General features: G+C 69.8%; 16 protein-coding genes. 6 read left to right on the top strand and 10 right to left on the bottom strand.

The features are described from left to right. The first annotated feature begins 420 nt into the window (after positions 1 to 420). The gene (locus tag BLQ49_RS16705) at positions 421 to 624 is read left to right on the top strand and encodes a hypothetical protein (RefSeq protein WP_091717623.1); all 204 of its coding nucleotides are present in this window, start codon (positions 421 to 423) and stop codon (positions 622 to 624) included. Between the two features lie 109 nt (positions 625 to 733). On the opposite strand, the gene BLQ49_RS16710 is transcribed toward BLQ49_RS16705, so the two are convergent. After that, entirely contained in the window at positions 734 to 997 is a 264-nt protein-coding gene (locus BLQ49_RS16710) for a hypothetical protein (protein WP_091717625.1), read from the bottom strand. A gap of 233 nt (positions 998 to 1230) precedes the next feature. Here BLQ49_RS16710 and BLQ49_RS16715 point away from each other — a divergent pair, with 233 nt between their 5' ends. Both BLQ49_RS16715 and BLQ49_RS16720 read left to right on the top strand, forming a co-directional pair. Continuing rightward, complete coding sequence (locus BLQ49_RS16715) at positions 1231 to 2691, top strand: Do family serine endopeptidase (RefSeq protein WP_091717627.1); 1461 nt, start codon at positions 1231 to 1233, stop codon at positions 2689 to 2691. 60 nt (positions 2692 to 2751) lie between these two features. Further along, positions 2752 to 4095 carry a replication-associated recombination protein A gene (locus tag BLQ49_RS16720; protein WP_091717631.1) on the top strand — a complete coding sequence of 448 codons (1344 nt, stop codon included), beginning with the start codon at positions 2752 to 2754 and terminating at the stop codon, positions 4093 to 4095. A gap of 153 nt (positions 4096 to 4248) precedes the next feature. Here BLQ49_RS16720 and BLQ49_RS16725 read toward each other — a convergent pair whose 3' ends face one another. Beyond that, complete coding sequence (locus tag BLQ49_RS16725; protein ID WP_091717632.1) at positions 4249 to 4713, bottom strand: Lrp/AsnC family transcriptional regulator; 465 nt, start codon at positions 4711 to 4713, stop codon at positions 4249 to 4251. Positions 4714 to 4949: 236 nt separating this feature from the next. Here BLQ49_RS16725 and BLQ49_RS16730 point away from each other — a divergent pair, with 236 nt between their 5' ends. Both BLQ49_RS16730 and ggt read left to right on the top strand, forming a co-directional pair. Beyond that, positions 4950 to 5960 (top strand): 1-aminocyclopropane-1-carboxylate deaminase, encoded by a 1011-nt coding sequence (locus BLQ49_RS16730; RefSeq protein ID WP_091717633.1) that lies wholly within the window; start codon positions 4950 to 4952, stop codon positions 5958 to 5960. A gap of 307 nt (positions 5961 to 6267) precedes the next feature. Then, on the top strand, positions 6268 to 8037 hold the full coding sequence (ggt, locus tag BLQ49_RS16735; protein WP_091717634.1) for a gamma-glutamyltransferase: 1770 nt from the start codon (positions 6268 to 6270) through the stop codon (positions 8035 to 8037). Positions 8038 to 8150: 113 nt separating this feature from the next. Here the strand turns inward: ggt and purD are convergent, their stop codons facing one another. The 3 genes from purD to BLQ49_RS16750 form a co-directional block, all read right to left on the bottom strand. Beyond that, positions 8151 to 9425, bottom strand: coding sequence for a phosphoribosylamine--glycine ligase (purD, locus tag BLQ49_RS16740; protein ID WP_091717635.1), 1275 nt, complete (start codon positions 9423 to 9425; stop codon positions 8151 to 8153). Between the two features lie 96 nt (positions 9426 to 9521). Then, entirely contained in the window at positions 9522 to 9860 is a 339-nt protein-coding gene (locus BLQ49_RS16745) for a hypothetical protein (RefSeq protein WP_091717636.1), read from the bottom strand. A gap of 72 nt (positions 9861 to 9932) precedes the next feature. Continuing rightward, on the bottom strand, positions 9933 to 11156 hold the full coding sequence (locus tag BLQ49_RS16750; protein ID WP_091717637.1) for an oxalate decarboxylase family bicupin: 1224 nt from the start codon (positions 11154 to 11156) through the stop codon (positions 9933 to 9935). A gap of 169 nt (positions 11157 to 11325) precedes the next feature. Here BLQ49_RS16750 and BLQ49_RS16755 point away from each other — a divergent pair, with 169 nt between their 5' ends. Then, positions 11326 to 12597 (top strand): efflux RND transporter periplasmic adaptor subunit, encoded by a 1272-nt coding sequence (locus BLQ49_RS16755; RefSeq protein WP_091717638.1) that lies wholly within the window; start codon positions 11326 to 11328, stop codon positions 12595 to 12597. A 90-nt stretch (positions 12598 to 12687) separates the two neighbouring features. On the opposite strand, the gene BLQ49_RS16760 is transcribed toward BLQ49_RS16755, so the two are convergent. The 5 genes from BLQ49_RS16760 to ytfQ all read right to left on the bottom strand — a co-directional run bounded on the left by BLQ49_RS16760 (position 12688) and on the right by ytfQ (position 18333). After that, positions 12688 to 13629 carry a dihydrodipicolinate synthase family protein gene (locus BLQ49_RS16760; RefSeq protein ID WP_091717639.1) on the bottom strand — a complete coding sequence of 314 codons (942 nt, stop codon included), beginning with the start codon at positions 13627 to 13629 and terminating at the stop codon, positions 12688 to 12690. A gap of 217 nt (positions 13630 to 13846) precedes the next feature. Next, complete coding sequence (yjfF, locus tag BLQ49_RS16765) at positions 13847 to 14860, bottom strand: galactofuranose ABC transporter, permease protein YjfF (RefSeq protein WP_091717640.1); 1014 nt, start codon at positions 14858 to 14860, stop codon at positions 13847 to 13849. Next, on the bottom strand, positions 14857 to 15831 hold the full coding sequence (locus BLQ49_RS16770) for an ABC transporter permease (RefSeq protein ID WP_091717641.1): 975 nt from the start codon (positions 15829 to 15831) through the stop codon (positions 14857 to 14859). Before BLQ49_RS16770 ends, yjfF begins: the two co-directional genes overlap by 4 nt. Beyond that, positions 15831 to 17375, bottom strand: coding sequence for a sugar ABC transporter ATP-binding protein (locus BLQ49_RS16775; protein ID WP_091717643.1), 1545 nt, complete (start codon positions 17373 to 17375; stop codon positions 15831 to 15833). Before BLQ49_RS16775 ends, BLQ49_RS16770 begins: the two co-directional genes overlap by 1 nt. Positions 17376 to 17409: 34 nt before the next feature. After that, positions 17410 to 18333, bottom strand: coding sequence for a galactofuranose ABC transporter, galactofuranose-binding protein YtfQ (gene ytfQ, locus BLQ49_RS16780; protein ID WP_208859081.1), 924 nt, complete (start codon positions 18331 to 18333; stop codon positions 17410 to 17412). Between the last annotated feature and the right edge of the window lie 22 nt (positions 18334 to 18355).

Genomic DNA, 18355 nt, shown 5'->3' on the forward strand with positions numbered 1-18355 from the left:
GACGGACGGACAGTCGAGAGGACCCGGACCGGCCGCCCCATCGTCGAAGGCGCCCCCCGGGCAGCCTGAGCTACGCGCCCGGGACGTTAAAATTTATATTCCTGCCCGTACAAGCTAGCCAATGCAGCGATCAACTAAAATTGACTGGTCATAAAGGCCGGACACCACAGCGAATTACATTACCTACTTCCAGTTGTCCTTGCGGCCATGTTCTCCCGCATCCACGCGCCGGAGACGGCCCTTCGTCAGTCGAGGCGGCGATCCGTGCTCCCGGAGCGGCCGGTCCGGGCGTCGCGGTTGCAGTCACCCGTGCTCCGGCCAGAGAGGTTCGGCAGAAGATCCCATATTCGTGATCCGCCACGACGGAACGAGGGCTTTAAGGACGACGTCTTGCTGTACCGATTGAATGGAGGAGACGTCATGCTCAAGAAATCTGCTGGCGCTGCACTGTGTGTGGCCTGCCTTTGGTCGATCACGCCCGCCCTGGCCGCGCCGAAAGAGATGCCGCAGGGCAAGCGGGATGAGATGTCCATGAAGGACACGAAGAGTTCCATGACGATGCAGCGGAAGGAGAACAAGGAGGCCAACAAGAACGTCGACAGCCTCATCACCAACCGCAAGTGACGTCAGATTGCTCTCCGAGGCACGATGGTGCCTCGGAGAGCAATCGCGACGCTCGTGTCGCTAAGTTCTCATCTCCGGAGCACGGCCCACATCCGGCCGCTGGGTCGGCCTACACCCGGCGCCGCAGCGGGCGCGATGCGCGTCCTGTTTCGTCCGATGCCTTGTCCAGCCGCTCGGCCTCGGCCCTCACATAGGTGAGGCAGCGCCGCCGGGCCTGCAGGTCGTCGATGCGCGCGAAGGCATCCATCAGCTCGGCACAGGCGTGGAGCCGTGCGAGACGCCCTGCTTCGGCCTTGCCGCTGCTCAAGAATGCCTCGGCCGGTATGTCGAGTGCGGTCGCCAGCTGGTGCAGGATGTCTTCAGAGTTACGCATGCCTGAACCGCCCAGAAACACAGGCCCTCACCCCTAAGACCCAGCTTGGAATCATTCAAATCACGTGCTGGTGTGCAGCATCGCGTATGCCAAAGTCAGACGGGCGGCCGGACCCTGACCCTTGCGGCGAAGGTGTCGCGGACCTGCCGCAATCGGGCTCGATAGCGTAGGGCTGCGCGGCGCGCTGCCTTCTCAGACCGGACGGTGCGCATGCCCTGACTTCGGAGCCCTGTATGCTGTCTCGCTTCGCCTTGCCCGCCCTCGTCGCAGCCCTGCTGGCCGCCGGTCCTGCGGCGGCGCAGATGGCACGCACGGAGGCCAAGGAGACCGCGAAGGAGGGAACAGCCAGCAAGGTCGTGCCGCTGAGCAAGGCCGACGTGCAGCTCTCCTTCGCCCCCGTGGTGAAGCGGGCCGCACCCTCGGTGGTGAACGTCTATGCATCGCACGTGGACAAGCGCTCCAGCGCCCGCACCAGCGCCATGGAGGAGTTCATGCGCCGCTTCTTCGGCGAACCGGAGGGCGGACGCGGGCCCCGGGGCGACCGGGCGCAGAAATCCCTCGGCTCGGGCGTGCTGGTGGATGCCGACGGGCTGGTCATCACGAACAACCACGTCATCGACAACATGAACGAGGTGCGGATCGCACTCGCCGACCGGCGCGAGTTCGAGGCCGCGATCGTGATGCGCGATACCCGCACCGACCTGGCGGTGCTCAAGATCAAGGAGGCGCCGAAGGACCTCGTGCCGATGCCCTTCGGCAATGCCGACGCCCTTGAGGTCGGTGACTTCGTGATGGCGATCGGCAACCCGTTCGGCGTCGGCCAGACGGTGACGCAGGGCATCGTCTCGGCGCTGGCGCGCACCCAGGTCGGCTCGGCCGACTACCAGTACTTCATCCAGACCGATGCGGCGATCAACCCGGGCAATTCCGGCGGCGCCCTGGTCGACCTGAAAGGGCAGCTGGTCGGCATCAACACCGCGATCTACTCGCAATCCGGCGGCAGCCACGGCATCGGATTCGCGATCCCCGTGGGCATGGTCAAGGCGGTGGTCGACGCGGCCCGCGAGGGGGCGAGCGTCGTGCGGCGGCCCTGGCTCGGCGCCCGCATCCAGAGCGTCACCCCCGACATCGCCGACAGCATGGGCCTCGACCATCCGACCGGCGTGCTGGTGGCGAGCCTGCAGCCCAAAAGCCCGGCCGACGAGGCCGGCCTGAAGCGCGGCGACCTGATTCTCACGGTCGACGGGCAGGAGGTGGCCGACCCGGAGGCCTTCGGCTACCGCTTCGCGCTCAAGGGCATCCAGGGCCAGACCCGGTTCGGCATCCTGCGCGGCACGACCCGCCAGACCGTCACCGTCAAGCTGGCCCCCGCGCCGGAGACGCGCCCACGCGACGTGCTCAAGGTGAAGACCCGCTCGCCGTTCCTCGGCGCGACGCTGGTCAACACCTCGCCGGCGGTGGCCGAAGAGATGCAAGTCGACTTTCCGTCCGACGGCGTGGCCGTGATGGCGGTCGACGACAATTCCGTCGCGGCCCGGGTCGGGCTGCAGAAGGGCGACCTGATCGTGGCGGTCAACGGCATGCCGATGGCGACCACCAAGGATCTCGACCGGGCCACCCGCAACAGCCTCAACGCCTGGGAGGTCACGATCAACCGCGACGGCCAGGTCATCACCTCGGTGTTCGGCGGCTGATCCCCTGCCGTCGCGAGCACCCGGCTTGCGCCCTCGCCCAGGCCCGGTGTTGATGCGCGGATGTCCGACCTGTTCGCCTCCGCGGAGCCGCCCTCATCACAGGAATCCGGCCGCGCGTCCGGCGCCGAGGCCGCGCGGCCCCTGGCGGATCGCCTCCGCCCGCAGAGTCTCGCCGAGGTCGTCGGCCAGGAGCACCTGACCGGGGAGGGGGGTGCGCTCACCCGCCTTCTGCGCGGACGAACGCTCGGCTCGCTGATCTTCTGGGGACCGCCCGGCACCGGCAAGACCACCGTGGCGCGGCTGCTCGCCCAGGGCACCGACCTGCATTTCGAGCAGATCTCGGCGATCTTTTCCGGCGTCCCTGAGCTGCGCAAGGTGTTCGAGGCCGCGCGCAGGCGCCGGGCGACCGGGCAGGGGACCCTGCTGTTCGTCGACGAGATCCACCGGTTCAACCGGGCGCAGCTCGACGCCTTCCTGCCGGTGATGGAGGACGGCACCGTCACGCTGGTGGGCGCCACCACCGAAAATCCCTCCTTCGAGCTGAACGCCGCGCTCCTGTCCCGCGCCCGGGTGCTGCTGTTCCGGGCCCTCGATCCGGGCGCCATCGCGCGGCTGCTGGTGCGCGCCGAGGAACTGACCGGACAGGCCCTGCCGCTCACCGAGGAGGCCCGCGGCGTGCTGGTCCGCATGGCCGACGGCGACGGCCGGGCGGCCCTGACGCTCGCCGAGGAGGTCTGGCGCTCGGCGCAAGCAGGCGAGACCCTCGATGCGGAGGCGTTGCAAACCATCGTGCAGCGGCGGGCGCCGATCTACGACAAGGCGCAGGAGGGGCATTACAACCTGATCTCGGCCCTGCATAAGACCGTGCGCGGTTCGGATCCGGACGCGGCGCTCTACTATCTGTGCCGGATGCTCGATGCCGGTGAAGACCGGCTGTTCATCGCCCGCCGGCTCGTGCGCATGGCGGTGGAGGATATCGGCCTCGCCGACCCGCAGGCCCTGGTGGTGGCCAACGCCGCCAAGGACGCGTTCGACTTCCTCGGCAGCCCGGAGGGCGAATTGGCCCTCGCCCAGGCGGCGATCTACCTCGCCTGCGCGCCGAAATCGAACGCCGTCTACGAGGCCTACAAGGCCGCGACGCGCCTCGCCAAGGAGGCGGGCTCCCTGCCGCCGCCGCGGACCATCCTCAACGCGCCGACCAAGCTGATGAAGCGGATCGGCTACGGCGAGGGCTACCGCTACGACCACGACGAGCCGGACGCTTTCTCGGGCCAGGATTACTGGCCCGACGCGCTGGGGCGCCAGCACCTCTACCAGCCGACCGAGCGCGGCTACGAGACCCGCATCGCCGAGCGGCTCGACCGCTGGGAGGCCCTGCGCAAGGCGCGGCGCGGGGAGGGGTAGGGGGCTAATCCCGTTTCTGGTTGATGGCTCCGGCGCCGTCATTGCGAGCGGAGCGAAGCCATCCAGCAGCCCCACGATTCCTGACGTCGCGCTGCCCTGGGTCACTTCGCTGCGCTCGTGATGACGGCGTGGGCTGCATCAACCGAGGCCGTCTCACAGATCGAGTGGCGCGTTGTCGATCACCTCCTTCATCACGAAGAAGGTCCGGGTCTGGCGGACCCCCGGCAGGCCGATCAGCGTGGCGCTGTGGAGGCGGTTGAAGTCGGCCATGTCGGAGACCCGGATCTTCAGCATGTAGTCGAAGTCGCCCGCCACGAGGTGGCAGTCGAGGAGCACGGGAATCGCCCGCACGGCCGCCTCGAACTCGGAAAAGCTCTCGGGCGTGGAGCGATCGAGCACGACGCCGACGAAGACCAGGGTGCCCCGTCCGACCCGCATCGGGTCGATCAGCGCCCGGACCGCCCGCACGAACCCGTCGGCGAACAGGCGCTGGATCCGGCGATGGCAGGTGGCCGCGCTGGTGCCGACCCGCTCGGCGATCTCGGCATTCGCCATGCGCCCATCCGCCTGCAGCAGCCGCAGGATCTTCTGATCGATCCGGTCGAGCCCTTCGGGCATGGTCGATTCTTTCAGATCAGGCCGTCAATGCGATATTCTCTGCCGTGGAATTCGACCCGGGCGCAAGCAGACCGTCTATCACGCTTGAAGATCGAGAGCACCTTTCATCGAGGATCGGGTAGTTTCTTCCTGCGCCTCGAAGACGGAGCCGGGCCTTCCAGCCCGCCCCCTCGGGGCCTCGCTTCGACGCATCCAGGGTGGAGCCCCGGGCGCGTCCCGAGATTCGGAGAGACCCGATGCTGGACAAGTTCGAGCGCTATCCCCTGACCTTCGGCCCGACGCCGATCGAGCCGCTCAAGCGCCTGACCGCCCATCTCGGCGGCGAGGTCGAACTCTACGCCAAGCGCGAGGATTGCAATTCGGGCCTCGCCTATGGCGGCAACAAGCTGCGCAAGCTCGAATACATCGTGCCGGACGCCATCGCGAGCGGGGCCGACACGCTGGTGTCGATCGGCGGCGTGCAGTCGAACCACACCCGCATGGTCGCGGCAGTCGCCGCCAAGATCGGGATGAAGTGCCGGCTGATCCAGGAGGCCTGGGTCCCCCACGAGGACGCCGTCTACGACCGGGTCGGCAACATCCTCCTGTCGCGGATCATGGGCGCGCAGACGCAGCTCGTGGATGACGGGTTCGATATCGGCATCCGCGATTCGTGGAAGCGGGCGCTCGCCGAAGTCGAGGCCGAGGGTGGCAAGCCCTACGCGATCCCGGCCGGCGCCTCGGTGCACAAGTATGGCGGGCTCGGCTATGTCGGCTTCGCCGAGGAGGTCCGGAAGCAGGAGGCTGAGATGGGCCTGCGCTTCGACTACGTGGTGGTCTGCACCGTCACGGGCTCGACCCATGCGGGCATGCTGGTGGGCTTCTCGGCCGACGGGCGCGCCCGCAACGTCATCGGCATCGACGCCTCCTGCACCCCGGCCCAGACCAAGGCCCAGGTGCTCGACATCGCCCAGAACACCGCGGCGCTCGTCGGCGCGGGCGACATCGTGGCCGACGACGTGGTGCTCAACGAGGATTACGCCTACCCGGTCTACGGCGTGCCCTCGCAGGAGACCGTGGAGGCGATCCGGCTCTCGGCCCGGCTCGAGGGGATGATCACCGACCCGGTCTACGAGGGGAAGTCGATGCAGGGCATGATCGACCTCGTGAAGAAGGGTTTCTTCCCGAAGGGCTCGAAGGTGCTCTACGCCCATCTCGGCGGTGCGCCGGCGCTGAACGGCTACAGCTACACCTTCCGCAACGGCTGATACCGTTTCCGGTCGAGGCCTTCGGCATCGCCGTCTTTGCGAGCGAAGCAATCCAGACAGCGCCACATCTCCTGACGTGGCGCGACCCTGGGTCACGTCGCTGCGCTCGTGATGACGGGGAGGGGCACCGCGACGGAAGCGTTCAAACGGAAGCCGTGTGAGGCGGATCAGCCCGATTTCCCACCTCCCTTCCCCCTTCGAGGCCCGCGGCGCGGGCACCTTAGGATGAGGGGGCAGAGGGGATTAGCGACTCCGGCGTGTGGTCCCCTATATGGCGGCGCGGGACCCGCACCGGAGAGGGCAGGGGATGATCGCACCCGCACGCGCGCTGCTCCTGGCCGCCCTGCTCGCCCTCGGCCCGCCTCCGGCCTGGGCCGCCTCGGGGCCGGCCGTGGAAGGCGAGAATGGGATGGTGGTCTCGTCCCAGCGCCTCGCCTCGCAGGTGGGCGCCGATATCCTCAAGGCCGGTGGCAACGCCGTCGATGCCGCGGTGGCGGTGGCCTATGCCGAGGCGGTGGTGAACCCGTGCTGCGGCAATCTCGGCGGCGGCGGCTTCCTGGTGCTGCATGCGGCCGACGGCCGGAGCCGCTTCATCAATTTCCGCGAGACCGCCCCGGCAGCCGCGACCCAGGACATGTATCTCGACGCCGCCGGCAACGTCGTGAAGGGCGCGAGCCTGCGCGGCTGGAAGGCGGCGGGCGTGCCGGGCACCGTGCTCGGCCTCAACACCGCGCTCGCCCAGTACGGCACCCTGCCGCTGGCCCAGGTGATGGCGCCGGCGATCGCGCTGGCCCGGGACGGGTTCGTGCTGACCCGCGGCGACACCGACATTCTCGAATCCGGCACCAAGCTCTTCGCCGCCCAAGCCAACGTCGCCCGCATCTTCCTGCGCCCGGACGGCAGCCCCTGGCGGCCGGGCGACCGGCTGGTCCAGGCGGATCTCGCCCGCACCCTCCAGGCCATCGCTGACCACGGCGCGGACGCGTTCTACAAGGGCGCGATCCCGGAGGCCGTGGGGGCGGCTTCCCGGGCTGGCGGCGGCCTGCTCACGGCAGCCGATTTCGCGGCTTATACGGTGACGCAAGCCGAGCCGCTGACCTGCCGCTACCGGGACGCGACGATCCTGTCGGCGCCCCCGCCCTCGTCCGGCGGCGTCACGCTCTGCGAGATCCTCGGCATCCTCGACGGCTACGATCTGCGGGCGGCCGGGTTCAACTCCGCCCGCACCGTGCACCTGATGGTCGAGGCGATGCGGCGCGCCTATGCCGACCGCAACCTGCTGCTGGGCGATCCGGCCTTCGTCGAGAATCCCGTCGCCCGGCTGCTGTCGCCGGCCTATACGGAAAAACTCCGAGTCTCGATCCGGCCGAACCGGGCGACCCCATCGGCCGAGATCCGCCCGGATCCAGGCCTGGAGACCCACGAGCGGGCGGAGACCACCCACATCTCGGTGATGGACAAGGCTGGCAACGCCGCCTCGCTCACCTACACGATCAACGGCTATTTCGGCGCCGGGGTGATCGCGGGCGACACGGGCTTCTTCCTGAACGACGAGATGGACGACTTCACGGTCAAGACCGGAGTGCCGAACCTGTTCGGCCTCGTTCAGGGCACCAAGAACGCGATCCAGCCGGGCAAGCGTCCGCTCTCCTCGATGTCCCCAACGATCGTGTTGCGCGACGGCAAGGTCGCGCTGGTGGCGGGCTCGCCGGGGGGCTCGCGGATCATCACGATCAACGCGCAGACGATCCTCAACATGCTGGATTTCGGCATGGAGCCGCAGGAGGCGGTGGACGCCCCGCGCATCCATCACCAATGGCTGCCCGACACCGTCTATGCCGAGCCCTTCGCGCTTTCGGCCGATACGCAGGCGATCCTGCGCGGCATGGGCCACACGATCGTCGAGCAGAAGCCCTGGGGTGCAGAGGAGCTGATCGCAGTGCGCGCTGCCGCGCCCGACGCCCCGGAGGCGGCCTCCTCGGGCAACGACGCCTCGCGCACGGAGCGCATGCGCCCCGGCCTGCTCTATGGCGCCAACGACAACCGCAGGCCAGCCGGCGCGGCCATCGGCGAGTAACGGGATCCTAAAGGGCTCAGCCCTTTGGCGGGGTTCGGGGGCGGAGCCCCTGAAGGGCCAGGGCCCTGCCCTGGACCCGCAAAAGGTCGACGACCTTTTGAAACCGGGACTTCTCAGCCCTGCCCGGCCTCGCGCGCCACGGCCCGGTAGCCGATATCGCGCCGGCAGAACCCCTCCGGCCAGTCGATCCGCGCGACTGCTGCGTAGGCGCGATCCTTGGCGTCCGTGACGCTGTCGCCGAGCGCCGTGACCGCCAGCACCCGGCCGCCATCGGCCAGCAGCTGCCCGTTCTCGGCGCGGGTGCCGGCCTGGAACACGAACACGCCGTCGCCCTCGGCCGCCTCGATGCCCCGGATCACCGAGCCGCGCACCACCGCCCCGGGATAGCCAGCCGCCGCCATCACCACGGTGAGGGCGGCCCGGTGGGCGTCGAATTCCAGGCTCACTCCGGAGAGGTCGCCGTCGCAGGCCGAGAGCAGGGCTGGCACGAGATCGGACGAGAGCCGGGGCATCAGCACCTGCGCCTCCGGGTCGCCGAAGCGGGTGTTGTACTCGATGAGCTTCGGCCCGTCCGCCGTGAGCATCAGGCCGGCATAGAGGATGCCGGTGAACGGGCAGCCGCGCGCCCGCATGCCGGCCAAGGTGGGCGCGATGATCTCCGCCATGACCCGGGCCTCGATCTCCGGGGTGACGACCCGGGCCGGGGAATAGGCGCCCATGCCACCGGTGTTGGGGCCGCGGTCGCCGTCGAAGACCCGCTTGTGATCCTGGGCGGTGCCGAGCGGGATGGCGCGCGTCCCGTCGCACAGGGCGAAGAAACTTGCCTCCTCGCCCACCATGCATTCCTCGACCACCACCTCGGCGCCGGGCTCGGCGAACAGGGCGGTCAACGCATCCTCGGCCTGGTCCAAAGTTTCGGCGACCGTGACGCCCTTGCCGGCGGCGAGCCCGTCGGCCTTCACGACGATCGGAGCGCCCTGCTGGCGGACATAGGCGAGCGCCGGCTCCAGCGCAGTGAAGCGCGCGAAGGCGGCGGTGGGGATGTTGCAGGCGGCGCAGAGATCCTTGGTGAAGCCCTTCGAGCCCTCGAGCCGGGCGGCGTCACGGGTCGGGCCGAAGGCCCGGATCCCGGCGGCCTTCAGGTCATCGACCAGACCGGCGACTAGGGGCGCCTCGGGGCCGACCACCACGAGGCCGATCGATTCCGCGGCACAGAAGGCCGCCACCGCGGCGTGGTCCGAGATCGCCAGGTCCGGCCGGTTGATGCCGTGGCGGGCGGTGCCGGGATTGCCGGGCGCCGTGAACAGCCGGGTGCAGAGCGGGCTCTGGGCCAGTCGCCAGGCCAGGGCGTGCTCGCGGCCGCCCGAACCGATCAGCAGGATATTCATGCGTACGCCACCATGAACCCAGGTTCTGGGCGAAGCCTGCTGGCGGGGAAAGGTTTTTTTCGGACTTTCCCCGCTTCACGCAGCGATCCCGGCCGCTCAGCAGCCGGTGCACACGCTCGTGTTGATCCCGCCGCCGCGCCGGACGAAGCCGCGGGTGCCGACATGGCGCCCGGTAGAATGTCCCACTTGGTGCCCGCCATAGAGGCCCCGGTAGGGCAGGACCGGCCCGAAGGACTCGAACTGCACGTTGCGCTGAATCGACTGGTTCAGCGTGTTGTAATCCGTGACCCGCTGCTGGTTGAGCGTGCGGATCTGGCTCTGCAAAGCGAACGAGGCGTTGGCCGCGTCCGGATTGTTCTGCTGCACCTGCGCCCAGGCGGTGCCCGCCGGGAGGGCGAGCGCCAGGGCGAGGAGCGCGCGGGATGCGGCGCGCATGAGGCTCTCCGTGGATGGACCGATACGTCTACACGGTCGACGTATCGTGGTCGCGCCAAGTTCCGGGGCGCGTCAACCGGGCACAACCGGTGATTTGGTCTCCGGCAGGGCCTCGACCTGCTTCGGGTCCATCCCGGTATGGGCCTCCACCAGGGGGTGTGGGGTCAGTGCCAGCCACTGGGTCAGCGAGATGTCGGCGTAGCGCGGGCTCTTGAACATCTCCAGGAAGGTCAGCACCGTGTCGCCGGTGTTCTCGATGTAGTGGCCCATGGCGAAGGGCACGTAGCCGACATCGCCGGCCTGGTAATCGAAGGTGCGCGCCTTCGACTCGGAGCCGAACACCGTCATCCGGCCCTTGCCGGAGAGGTAGTACTGCCACTCGTCGCTGTTGGGGTGCCAGTGCAGCTCGCGCAGGCCCCCCGGCTCGACCTCGACCAGGGCCGCCGCGATGGTCACCGAGGCCGGGAACACCGTGGAATCGGTGATGCGCACGCTGCCGCCCTTGGTCCGGATCGGCTCCTGCGCCAGCATCCGGTGACTGAAGGTCTTCGGCACCGGCCCGGAGCCACCCATCTTGTCGGCGGCCAGCGGCCCGGGATTCGGGCCGGGAAAGATATAAAGCTCCTTCTGAGGAACCTTGGCGAAGGCGCTCTCGGGCAAGCCTAAATTCTTGGCCAAGATGTCGGTCGGCGTATGCGCCAGCCAGTCGGTCAGCAGGAAGGTGGAATCCTCCGAGAAGGCGCCGTCGTCGAACACGAGCAGGAACTCGCAGCCATCGACCCCGTCGGCGGAAAGCCCTTGGATCGAGTGCGGGATGCCGCCCGGGAAGTACCAGAGGTCGCCCTCGCCGACATCGTCCGCGAAGGTGCGCCCGTCCTGATCGACCGCGGTGATCCGGGCCTTGCCCTTGATCATGTAGGCCCACTCGGATTCCTTGTGCCAGTGCATCTCGCGGACCACGCCGGCCTTGAGCCGCATGTTGACCCCGGCCATGGCCTTCGAGATCGGCAATTCGCGGATCGTGGTCTGGCGCGCCCAGCCGCCCTCCTCCAGCCGCATGTGGCTGTCGGTGAACGACCATTTCAGGTTCGGCATCGTGCCGTGGTCGGTGGCGGGCGGCGCCAGCGTGAAGGGCTCCTCGGCAGCCCGGGGCTGGTTGCGCGGTCCGAGGATGTCGGCGCCCTTCGAGCCGCGCTCCGGCAGGGGAGCCGGAGCGGCGGATTGCGCGGTCGCGGAAGACGCCATCAGCGCGCCCCCGGCCGCGGCGATGATGGAGCGCCTGGAGATTTCGGTCATTGTCGCTTGGGTCCTGCTATTTTCTGAGTAACAGGGCGTGTGACCGGAGGATCCGGGACGGATCGTGCACTGCGGCATCTCGCCCGGACCCGGTCCGCGGATTATGTGTTGAACACAAAGCCAGGCGGGCGCCGGGCGCGCGGTGAGGCGCAGCGCGCCCGAGGACAGGATGGCGGACCGGGACAGCTCAGCCGCAGACCAATCCGGCCTGCCCGCACGATCCGGCCGCCTCTGGCTCGTCCTACTGGTGCTCGCCGGCACCGGCCTCCTCGGATACCGCTACTGGCCGGAGCCGTCCCGGGCGGCGAGCCCTCCGCAATCCGCCGCAGCGCAGACACCGCACGTGCGGGTGGCCAAGGCCGCCCAGGCCTCCGGCCCCCTGACCCTCACACAGACCGGGACCACCCAGGCCTTCGACACGGCGAACCTCTACCCGCGGGCGACCGGCTACATCGTCGAGCGCAAGGTCGATATCGGCACGCACGTGAAGCAGGGCGACCTGCTGTTCCGGATCAGCGCCCCGGACCTCGATCAGCAGCTCGTCCAGGCCCAGGCGCAGGTGGTGCAGTTGCAGGCGGCGCTGATCCAGGCCCGCGCGATGGTCGATCAGGCGGACGCCAACCGCCACCTCGCGGACGTGACCAACCGGCGGACCTCGACGCTCGCCGGCACCGGAGCCGAGACCCGTCAGAACGCCGACACGTCGCAGGCCGGGGTGCTGACGCAGACCGCCAACGTCGACGCCGCCAAGGCCGCCGTGAAGGTCGCCGAGGCCAACATCGCGGCGCAGGAGGCTCAGGTCGCCCGGCTCAAGGTTCTGACCGGCTTCGAGGAGATCCGCGCGCCCTTCGACGGGGTGGTGACGGCCCGCAACAACGATGTCGGCGATGCGGTCACGGCGGACACCAATACGGGACTGCCGCTCCTGACGCTGAACCGGGACGACGTGCTGCGCATGGCGGTGAACGTGCCGCTCTACGCCGCCGACGGCGTCCGCGACGGGCTGGCCGCCCGGGTCGAGGTTGCGCAGATCCCCGGAAAAGTGTTTCCTGGGACAGTCTCGCGCTCGTCGGCGGCGCTGCTCTACGCGTCGCGCATCCTGGTCACCCAGGTCGACATCCCCAACCCCGACGCTGCGCTCCGGCCAGGCCTCTACATCACCCTGACGCTGGAGATCCCGCGGGTCGCGCCGGCCGTGACGGTACCGAGCGATGCCCTGATCTTCGACCAGCACGGGACCCGCGTGGCCGTGGTCGAGACAGGAGCGGACGGGAGCCAGGTGGCGCGGATGCGCCCGGTGACGATCTTCCGCCAGACCCGGACGGCCCTGGAGCTGCGCTCCGGCCTTGCCGGCGGCGAGCGCGTCATCGTCGGCCCCCCGGCCTCCCTGCGCGACGGCGACAGGGTCACGCCGCAGCCCGAGGACAAGGCGGGGGCGTAGGCGGCCCCATGTTCATCAGGGCGCGGCCCCGATCCCCGCCAAAGGGCTGACGCCCTTCAGAAACCCGTTCGGGGGCCACACCTTTGCTTCCTAGCGGACGGGATCCAACCGCGCCCGGCTGTCGGTCCGGGCGAGGCGGGCCAGCAGGTACTCGACCTCGGCCTTGGCCTGCGGCGTGAGCGCCTGCGAGGGCTTGCGCTGCGCGTCGGAGGCAAAGATCCCCCGACGCTGGAACACGTATTTGCGCACCGCGAGCCCCAGCGGGCCCTGCTGCTGCTCGTAGCGGAGATAGGGCAGGTGGGCGTCGAACAGGTCGTGGGCGGCGTCGCGCTCGCCGGACCGGCCGAGGCGGACCACGTCGACCAGCATCTCGGGGAAGGCGTAGCCGGTATTGGCGCCGTCGGCGCCGCGCTCGGTCTCGAAATCGAGGAACAGGCCGCCATTGCCGACCAGGATGCTGATGTGGCGCATCGAGCCGTCCGCCTCGAAGCCGCGCAGCGTCGAGATCTTCTCAAGCCCGGGCCAGTCCTCGTGCTTGAGCATCACGCAGGAGGGGTTCTCGGACACGATCCGGCGGATCACGCCGGGGGTCATCTGCACCGAGAAGGTGAGGGGATAGTCCTGCAGCACGAAGGGCACGTCCGGCCCGATCGCCTCGACGGCATTGCGATAATAGCCGACCACCTGATCGTCGGTGCGCAGGGTATTGGGCGGGGCGATCATCACGCCGGAAGCGCCCAGCTCCATCACCTCCCGGGCGAGGGACCGCATGGCCGCGAAGCCCGGCGCCGTGACGCCGACGATCACCGGCAGGCGCGTGCGCCCGAGGACACGCCTGGCCACCGCGATCCCCTCCGCGTGATCGAGCTTGCCGGCCTCGCCGAGCTGGCCGAGGATCGTCAGGCCGTCGACGCCGGCCGCGCCGAAGAAGTCGGTCATCCGGTCGAGGGAGGTCTCGTCGATCCGGCCATCCGGGTGGAACGGCGTCGGGGCGATCGGCACGACGCCGCGAATGTCGCTGGTGAGGGGCATGCCGGTTTTCCTCCGTCGCAGGACGCTGCGGGCGGGGACCATAGGCCGGGATGACCGGAAAATCTTCAGCCGATCGCGGTCGGATCCGGTTGTGGTTTCGAGAGGTCGAGACTTTTCGCGGATCCAGGGCAGAACCCCGGTGTGGGTTTGCACGCACGACAGTCAGGGCTTTGCCCTGACAACCCACCAAAGGGCAAAGCCCTTTGGAAACCTGGGATCAGGCCCGGGCCTCCGCCGGCCGGACGACCGGGGCCCCGGCCGTCGTGCGAGCCCGCCGCCCCGAGCGGCCGGCCAGCGCCACCGAGCCCTGCTGCAGGGCGATGAAGGCGAAGAGCAGCAGCCCCGTGGCGATCTTGGTCCACCAGCTCGACAGCGTGCCGTCGAAGGTGATGGCCGTCTGGATCAGGCCGCCGATCATGACGCCGAGGAAGGTGCCCGGCAGGCCGCCCTGGCCGCCGGTCAGCAGCGTGCCGCCGATCACCACCGCCGCGATCGCGTCGAGCTCCACGCCCACCGCCGAGAGCGGCGTGCCCGAGGCCGTGTCGAGGGAGAATACGATCCCGGCGAGCGCCGCCAGCAGGCTCGACAGGGCGTAGACCGCGATCGTGTTGCGCCCGACCGGCACGCCCATGAGCGCCGTGGTCTGGCGGCTACCGCCGAGCGCGTAGACCGTCGCGCCGAAACGGGTCGCGTGCAGCAGCACCCCGCCCGCCAGGAACACCGCGAGCATGATCCCCCCCGTCAGGGTCAGCCGCCCACCGCCGGGCAGCGCCAGGGCGAGGTCGGAGACCGCCGCATACAGGGGCGCGTCGATCGGGACCGACTCGGTGGAGAGCAGGAAGCCCGCACCCCGGGCCAGGAACATGCCGGCCAGCGTCACGATGAAGGGCGGCATCGCGAAGACGTGGATCAGCGCGCCCATCGCGGCCCCGAACAGGGTGGCGGCGGCGAGCACGAGCCCGAAGGCCGCGAGCGGCGGGATGCCCCAGCGCGTGATGGCGAGCGCCAGGAACACCGTGGTGAACCCCACCACCGAGCCGACCGACAGGTCGATGCCGCCCGCGATGATCACGAAGGTGGTGCCGACCGCGACGATCCCCAGGAAGGCGCTGTCGGTGAGCAGGTTGCCGACGACCCGGGTGGTCAGGAAGGCGGGGTATTGCGTCGCGCAGAGGCCATAGCCCACCGCGAACAGCAGCGCGGCGACGAGGACCGGGAGGTTGCGGCTCATCGCGGGCTCCGCAGCAGCAGGGACAGGCCGGCGAGGCGCGGCGATTGCAGCAGCAGCACCGCCAGCACCACCGCGGCCTTGACCACGAGGTTGAGTTCCGGCGGCAGGCCGGAGAGGAGGATCCCGGTGTTCATCGCCTGGATCAGGAAGGCCCCGAGCACCGCCAGCCACAGGCTGAACCGGCCGCCGAGGAGCGACGAGCCCGCCACCACCACGGCCAGGATCGCGTCCAGTTCGAGCCACAGCCCGGCATTGTTGGCGTCGGCCCCCAGGATGTCGGCCGCCGCGACGACGCCCGCCAGAGCCGCGCAGAGGCCGCTCCAGGCATAGACCGCGAGCGTCACGGCACGGGTGTCGATGCCGGCGAGCGCGCTCGCCCGGGCGTTGCCGCCGGTCGCCTCGATCATCAGGCCGAGCGCCGTGCCGCGCACCAGGGCGAGGGTCACGAGCAGCATGCCGAAGACCAGCACCACCGGCATCGGCACCCCTAGGAGGGCGCCGCCTCCCAGGAAGGCGAGGTCGGCGGACGCGAAGGTGATGATCCGCCCCTCGGTGATCAGCTGGGCGATGCCGCGGCCCGCCACCATCAGGATCAGGGTGGCGACGATCGGCTGGATCCGCAGCACCGCCACGAGGAGGCCGTTCCACAGCCCGCAGACGAGCCCGGTGGCCAAAGCCGCCGCGAGCACCACCGGCAGGGGCTGGCTGTCGGCGAGGCTCGCCGCCACGGCGCCCGCGATCGCCATCACGGCGCCGACCGACAGGTCGATGCCCCCGGTGGCCACCACCAGCACCATGCCGAGCGACAGGAGCGCCACCGGCGCGCCGCGGTTGAACACGTCGACGAGGCTGCCGAACAGGCGCCCGTCCTGCCAATGCATGGCTAAGAATTGCGGCGCGACCAGCCGGTCGGCCAGCAGCACGGCCAGGAAGGCGAGGAGCTGGGGCGCTCCGGCACGCAGCGCGCGCATCAGGCGGGCTCCGGTTGGCAAGCGGGCGCCGTCCGGGGCGCTTCCGCCGCGATGGCCCGGAGGATGGCGGTGACGTCGATCGCCCCGTCGGCGAGTTCGGCCACCTGGGCGCGGTCGCGCATCACGATCACCCGGTCGGAATAGGTCACGATCTCCTCCAGCTCGGACGAGATCACCAGCAGGGCGAGGCCTGCCTCGCACAGGCTGCGGATCAGCCGGATGATCTCCGCATGCGCCCCGACATCGATGCCCCGTGTCGGCTCGTCGAGGATCAGCAGGCGCGGCTCGGTGGCGAGCCAGCGCGCCAGCAGCGCCTTCTGCTGGTTGCCCCCGGAGAGGAGCCCGATCGGCCGTTCGGGATCGGGCGGCCGGATGTCGAGCTTGGCGATGAAGTCGCGGGCGATCCGGTCCTGCGCCGCCCGGCCGAGCGGCCGGAACGGGCCCTGCCGGGCCTGGAGCGCCAGCACGATGTTCTCGCGCACGGTCAGGTCGGCGACGATGCCGTCGGTCTTGCGCTCCTCCGGGCAGTAGCCGAGGCGGTGCTTGAGCGCGTCCCGGGGACCGGCGATCCGGACGGGCTTGCCGTCGAGGAGGATGCGGCCCTGGTCCGGGCGCTCGGCCCCGAACAGCAGGCGGGCCGTCTCGGTCCGGCCGGAACCGAGGAGGCCCGCGAGACCCACCACCTCGCCCCCCGCCACCGACAAGTCGACGGGCTGGAGATAGCCGGCCTTGCCGAGTTTCTCCGCGCGCAGGACCGGAGGCCCGGCCGTCCTCTCGGCCCGCGGCCCCGTCTCCGCCCGCGCCTCTTCCTCGGCGAGGTCACGCCCCAGCATGGTGCGCACGAGGTCGAGGCGCGGAAACTGCGCGGTCTCGCGCTCGGTCACCAGCCGGCCGTTGCGCAGGACCGTGATCCGATCGGTGATCGCGTAGACCTGCTCCAGGAAGTGGGTCACGAACACGATGCCGATTCCGCGCTCGGCGAGCCGGCGCATCACGCCGAACAGCACCGTCACTTCGTGCGTGTCGAGGCTCGCGGTCGGCTCGTCGAGGATCAGCGCCTGGGCCGAGAGGTCCACCGCCCGGGCGATCGCCACGAGGTGCTGCACCGCCACCGGAAAGCTCCCGAGGGGTGCCCCGACCTCGATCGCGAGGCCGAACTCGGCCAGGCGTTCCGACGCGCGCTGCCGCATCGCCCGGCCCCGGACGAGGCCGAACCGGGTCGGCTCGCGGCCGAGGAACAGGTTCTGCGCCACGGTGAGGTTCGGCAGCAGGCCGACCTCCTGATAGACCGTGGCGATACCGGCCCGGGCGGATTCCTCCGCCGAGCGCGGCGCGATCGGCACGCCGTCGAGCCGCACCTCGCCGGCATCGCGCCGGACGATTCCGGTCACGGTCTTGATGAAGGTCGATTTGCCGGCGCCGTTCTCGCCGAGGAGGGCGTGGATCTCCCCCCGGCGCAGGGTGAAGTCGACCCCCGCGAGGGCCTGGTGCCCGGCGAAGCTCTTGGAGAGCCCGCGGACGCTGAGAAGGGGCGTATCGGACACGGGACCGCTCGCAGGGGTCACGGCGCGGGGCGCGTCAGTAGCCGAGACCCTTCTTGCTCTCGTAGACCTTCAGCGGCTCGTCGGCCGCCGTGTAGAGCTTCGACTCGGTCTGGATCCACTTCGGCGGGACCGTGCCCTTCTCCTTGTAGGCCTTGAGCGCGTCGAAGGCCGGGCCGGCCATGTCGGGCGTGAGCTCGACGGTGGCGTTGGCCTCGCCCGCCGCGATCGCCTTGAAGATGTCGGGCACCGCGTCGATCGAGACCGTCAGGATCTCCTTGCCGGGCTTCAGGCCCGCTTCCTTCATCGCCTGGATAGCGCCGACCATCATGTCGTCGTTGTGGGCGTAGACCGCGCAGATCGCGTGGCCGCCCTCGGCCTTGATGAAGCTCTCCATCACCTCCTTGCCCTTGGCGCGGGTGAAGTCGCCGGTCTGGCTGCGCACGAGCTTGAGGTTGGCGTGGGGCGCGATGGCGGCGTCAAAGCCCTTCTTGCGGTTGGTGGCGACGCTGGCGCCGACCGTGCCCTGGAGCTCGACCACGTTGCAGGGCTTCTCGCCGACCGTCTTGGCCAGCCAGTGGCCGGCGACGCGGCCCTCCTCGACGCTGTCGGAGGTGACGGCGGTGAGGTAGAGGTCCTTGCCGGACGGGTCGATGTCGCGGTCGAGCAGGATCACCGGGATCTTGGCGTCCCGGGCCTCCTTGAGCACCGCGTCCCAGCCGGTGGCGACCACGGGCGCGAGCAGGATCCCGTCGACCCCCTGCGCCACGAAGGAGCGGATCGCCTTGATCTGGTTCTCCTGCTTCTGCTGCGCGTCGGCGATCTTGACGGTGATGCCGCGCTTCTTGGCCTCGGCCTTGGTCACCGTGGTCTCGGCGGCGCGCCAGCCGGATTCCGAGCCGATCTGCGAGAAGCCGACGGTCAGCGAGGCCGCCTGGGCCGCACCGCCCCACGCGAGCATCGCGCCCACGAGCAAGGCCTTG

It is taken from the genome of Methylobacterium phyllostachyos, assembly GCF_900103445.1.
GTDB lineage: Bacteria > Pseudomonadota > Alphaproteobacteria > Rhizobiales > Beijerinckiaceae > Methylobacterium > Methylobacterium phyllostachyos.

What these genes read in the sequence shown, in the direction of transcription:
- BLQ49_RS16705 (WP_091717623.1), top strand. Translation starts at nt 421, where the DNA reads ATGCTCAAGAAATCTGCTGGCGCTGCACTGTGTGTGGCCTGCCTTTGG.
- BLQ49_RS16710 (WP_091717625.1), bottom strand. Translation starts at nt 997, where the DNA reads ATGCGTAACTCTGAAGACATCCTGCACCAGCTGGCGACCGCACTCGAC.
- BLQ49_RS16715 (WP_091717627.1), top strand. Translation starts at nt 1,231, where the DNA reads ATGCTGTCTCGCTTCGCCTTGCCCGCCCTCGTCGCAGCCCTGCTGGCC.
- BLQ49_RS16720 (WP_091717631.1), top strand. Translation starts at nt 2,752, where the DNA reads ATGTCCGACCTGTTCGCCTCCGCGGAGCCGCCCTCATCACAGGAATCC.
- BLQ49_RS16725 (WP_091717632.1), bottom strand. Translation starts at nt 4,713, where the DNA reads ATGCCCGAAGGGCTCGACCGGATCGATCAGAAGATCCTGCGGCTGCTG.
- BLQ49_RS16730 (WP_091717633.1), top strand. Translation starts at nt 4,950, where the DNA reads ATGCTGGACAAGTTCGAGCGCTATCCCCTGACCTTCGGCCCGACGCCG.
- ggt (WP_091717634.1), top strand. Translation starts at nt 6,268, where the DNA reads ATGATCGCACCCGCACGCGCGCTGCTCCTGGCCGCCCTGCTCGCCCTC.
- purD (WP_091717635.1), bottom strand. Translation starts at nt 9,425, where the DNA reads ATGAATATCCTGCTGATCGGTTCGGGCGGCCGCGAGCACGCCCTGGCC.
- BLQ49_RS16745 (WP_091717636.1), bottom strand. Translation starts at nt 9,860, where the DNA reads ATGCGCGCCGCATCCCGCGCGCTCCTCGCCCTGGCGCTCGCCCTCCCG.
- BLQ49_RS16750 (WP_091717637.1), bottom strand. Translation starts at nt 11,156, where the DNA reads ATGACCGAAATCTCCAGGCGCTCCATCATCGCCGCGGCCGGGGGCGCG.
- BLQ49_RS16755 (WP_091717638.1), top strand. Translation starts at nt 11,326, where the DNA reads ATGGCGGACCGGGACAGCTCAGCCGCAGACCAATCCGGCCTGCCCGCA.
- BLQ49_RS16760 (WP_091717639.1), bottom strand. Translation starts at nt 13,629, where the DNA reads ATGCCCCTCACCAGCGACATTCGCGGCGTCGTGCCGATCGCCCCGACG.
- yjfF (WP_091717640.1), bottom strand. Translation starts at nt 14,860, where the DNA reads ATGAGCCGCAACCTCCCGGTCCTCGTCGCCGCGCTGCTGTTCGCGGTG.
- BLQ49_RS16770 (WP_091717641.1), bottom strand. Translation starts at nt 15,831, where the DNA reads ATGCGCGCGCTGCGTGCCGGAGCGCCCCAGCTCCTCGCCTTCCTGGCC.
- ytfQ (WP_208859081.1), bottom strand. Translation starts at nt 18,333, where the DNA reads ATGCTCGCGTGGGGCGGTGCGGCCCAGGCGGCCTCGCTGACCGTCGGC.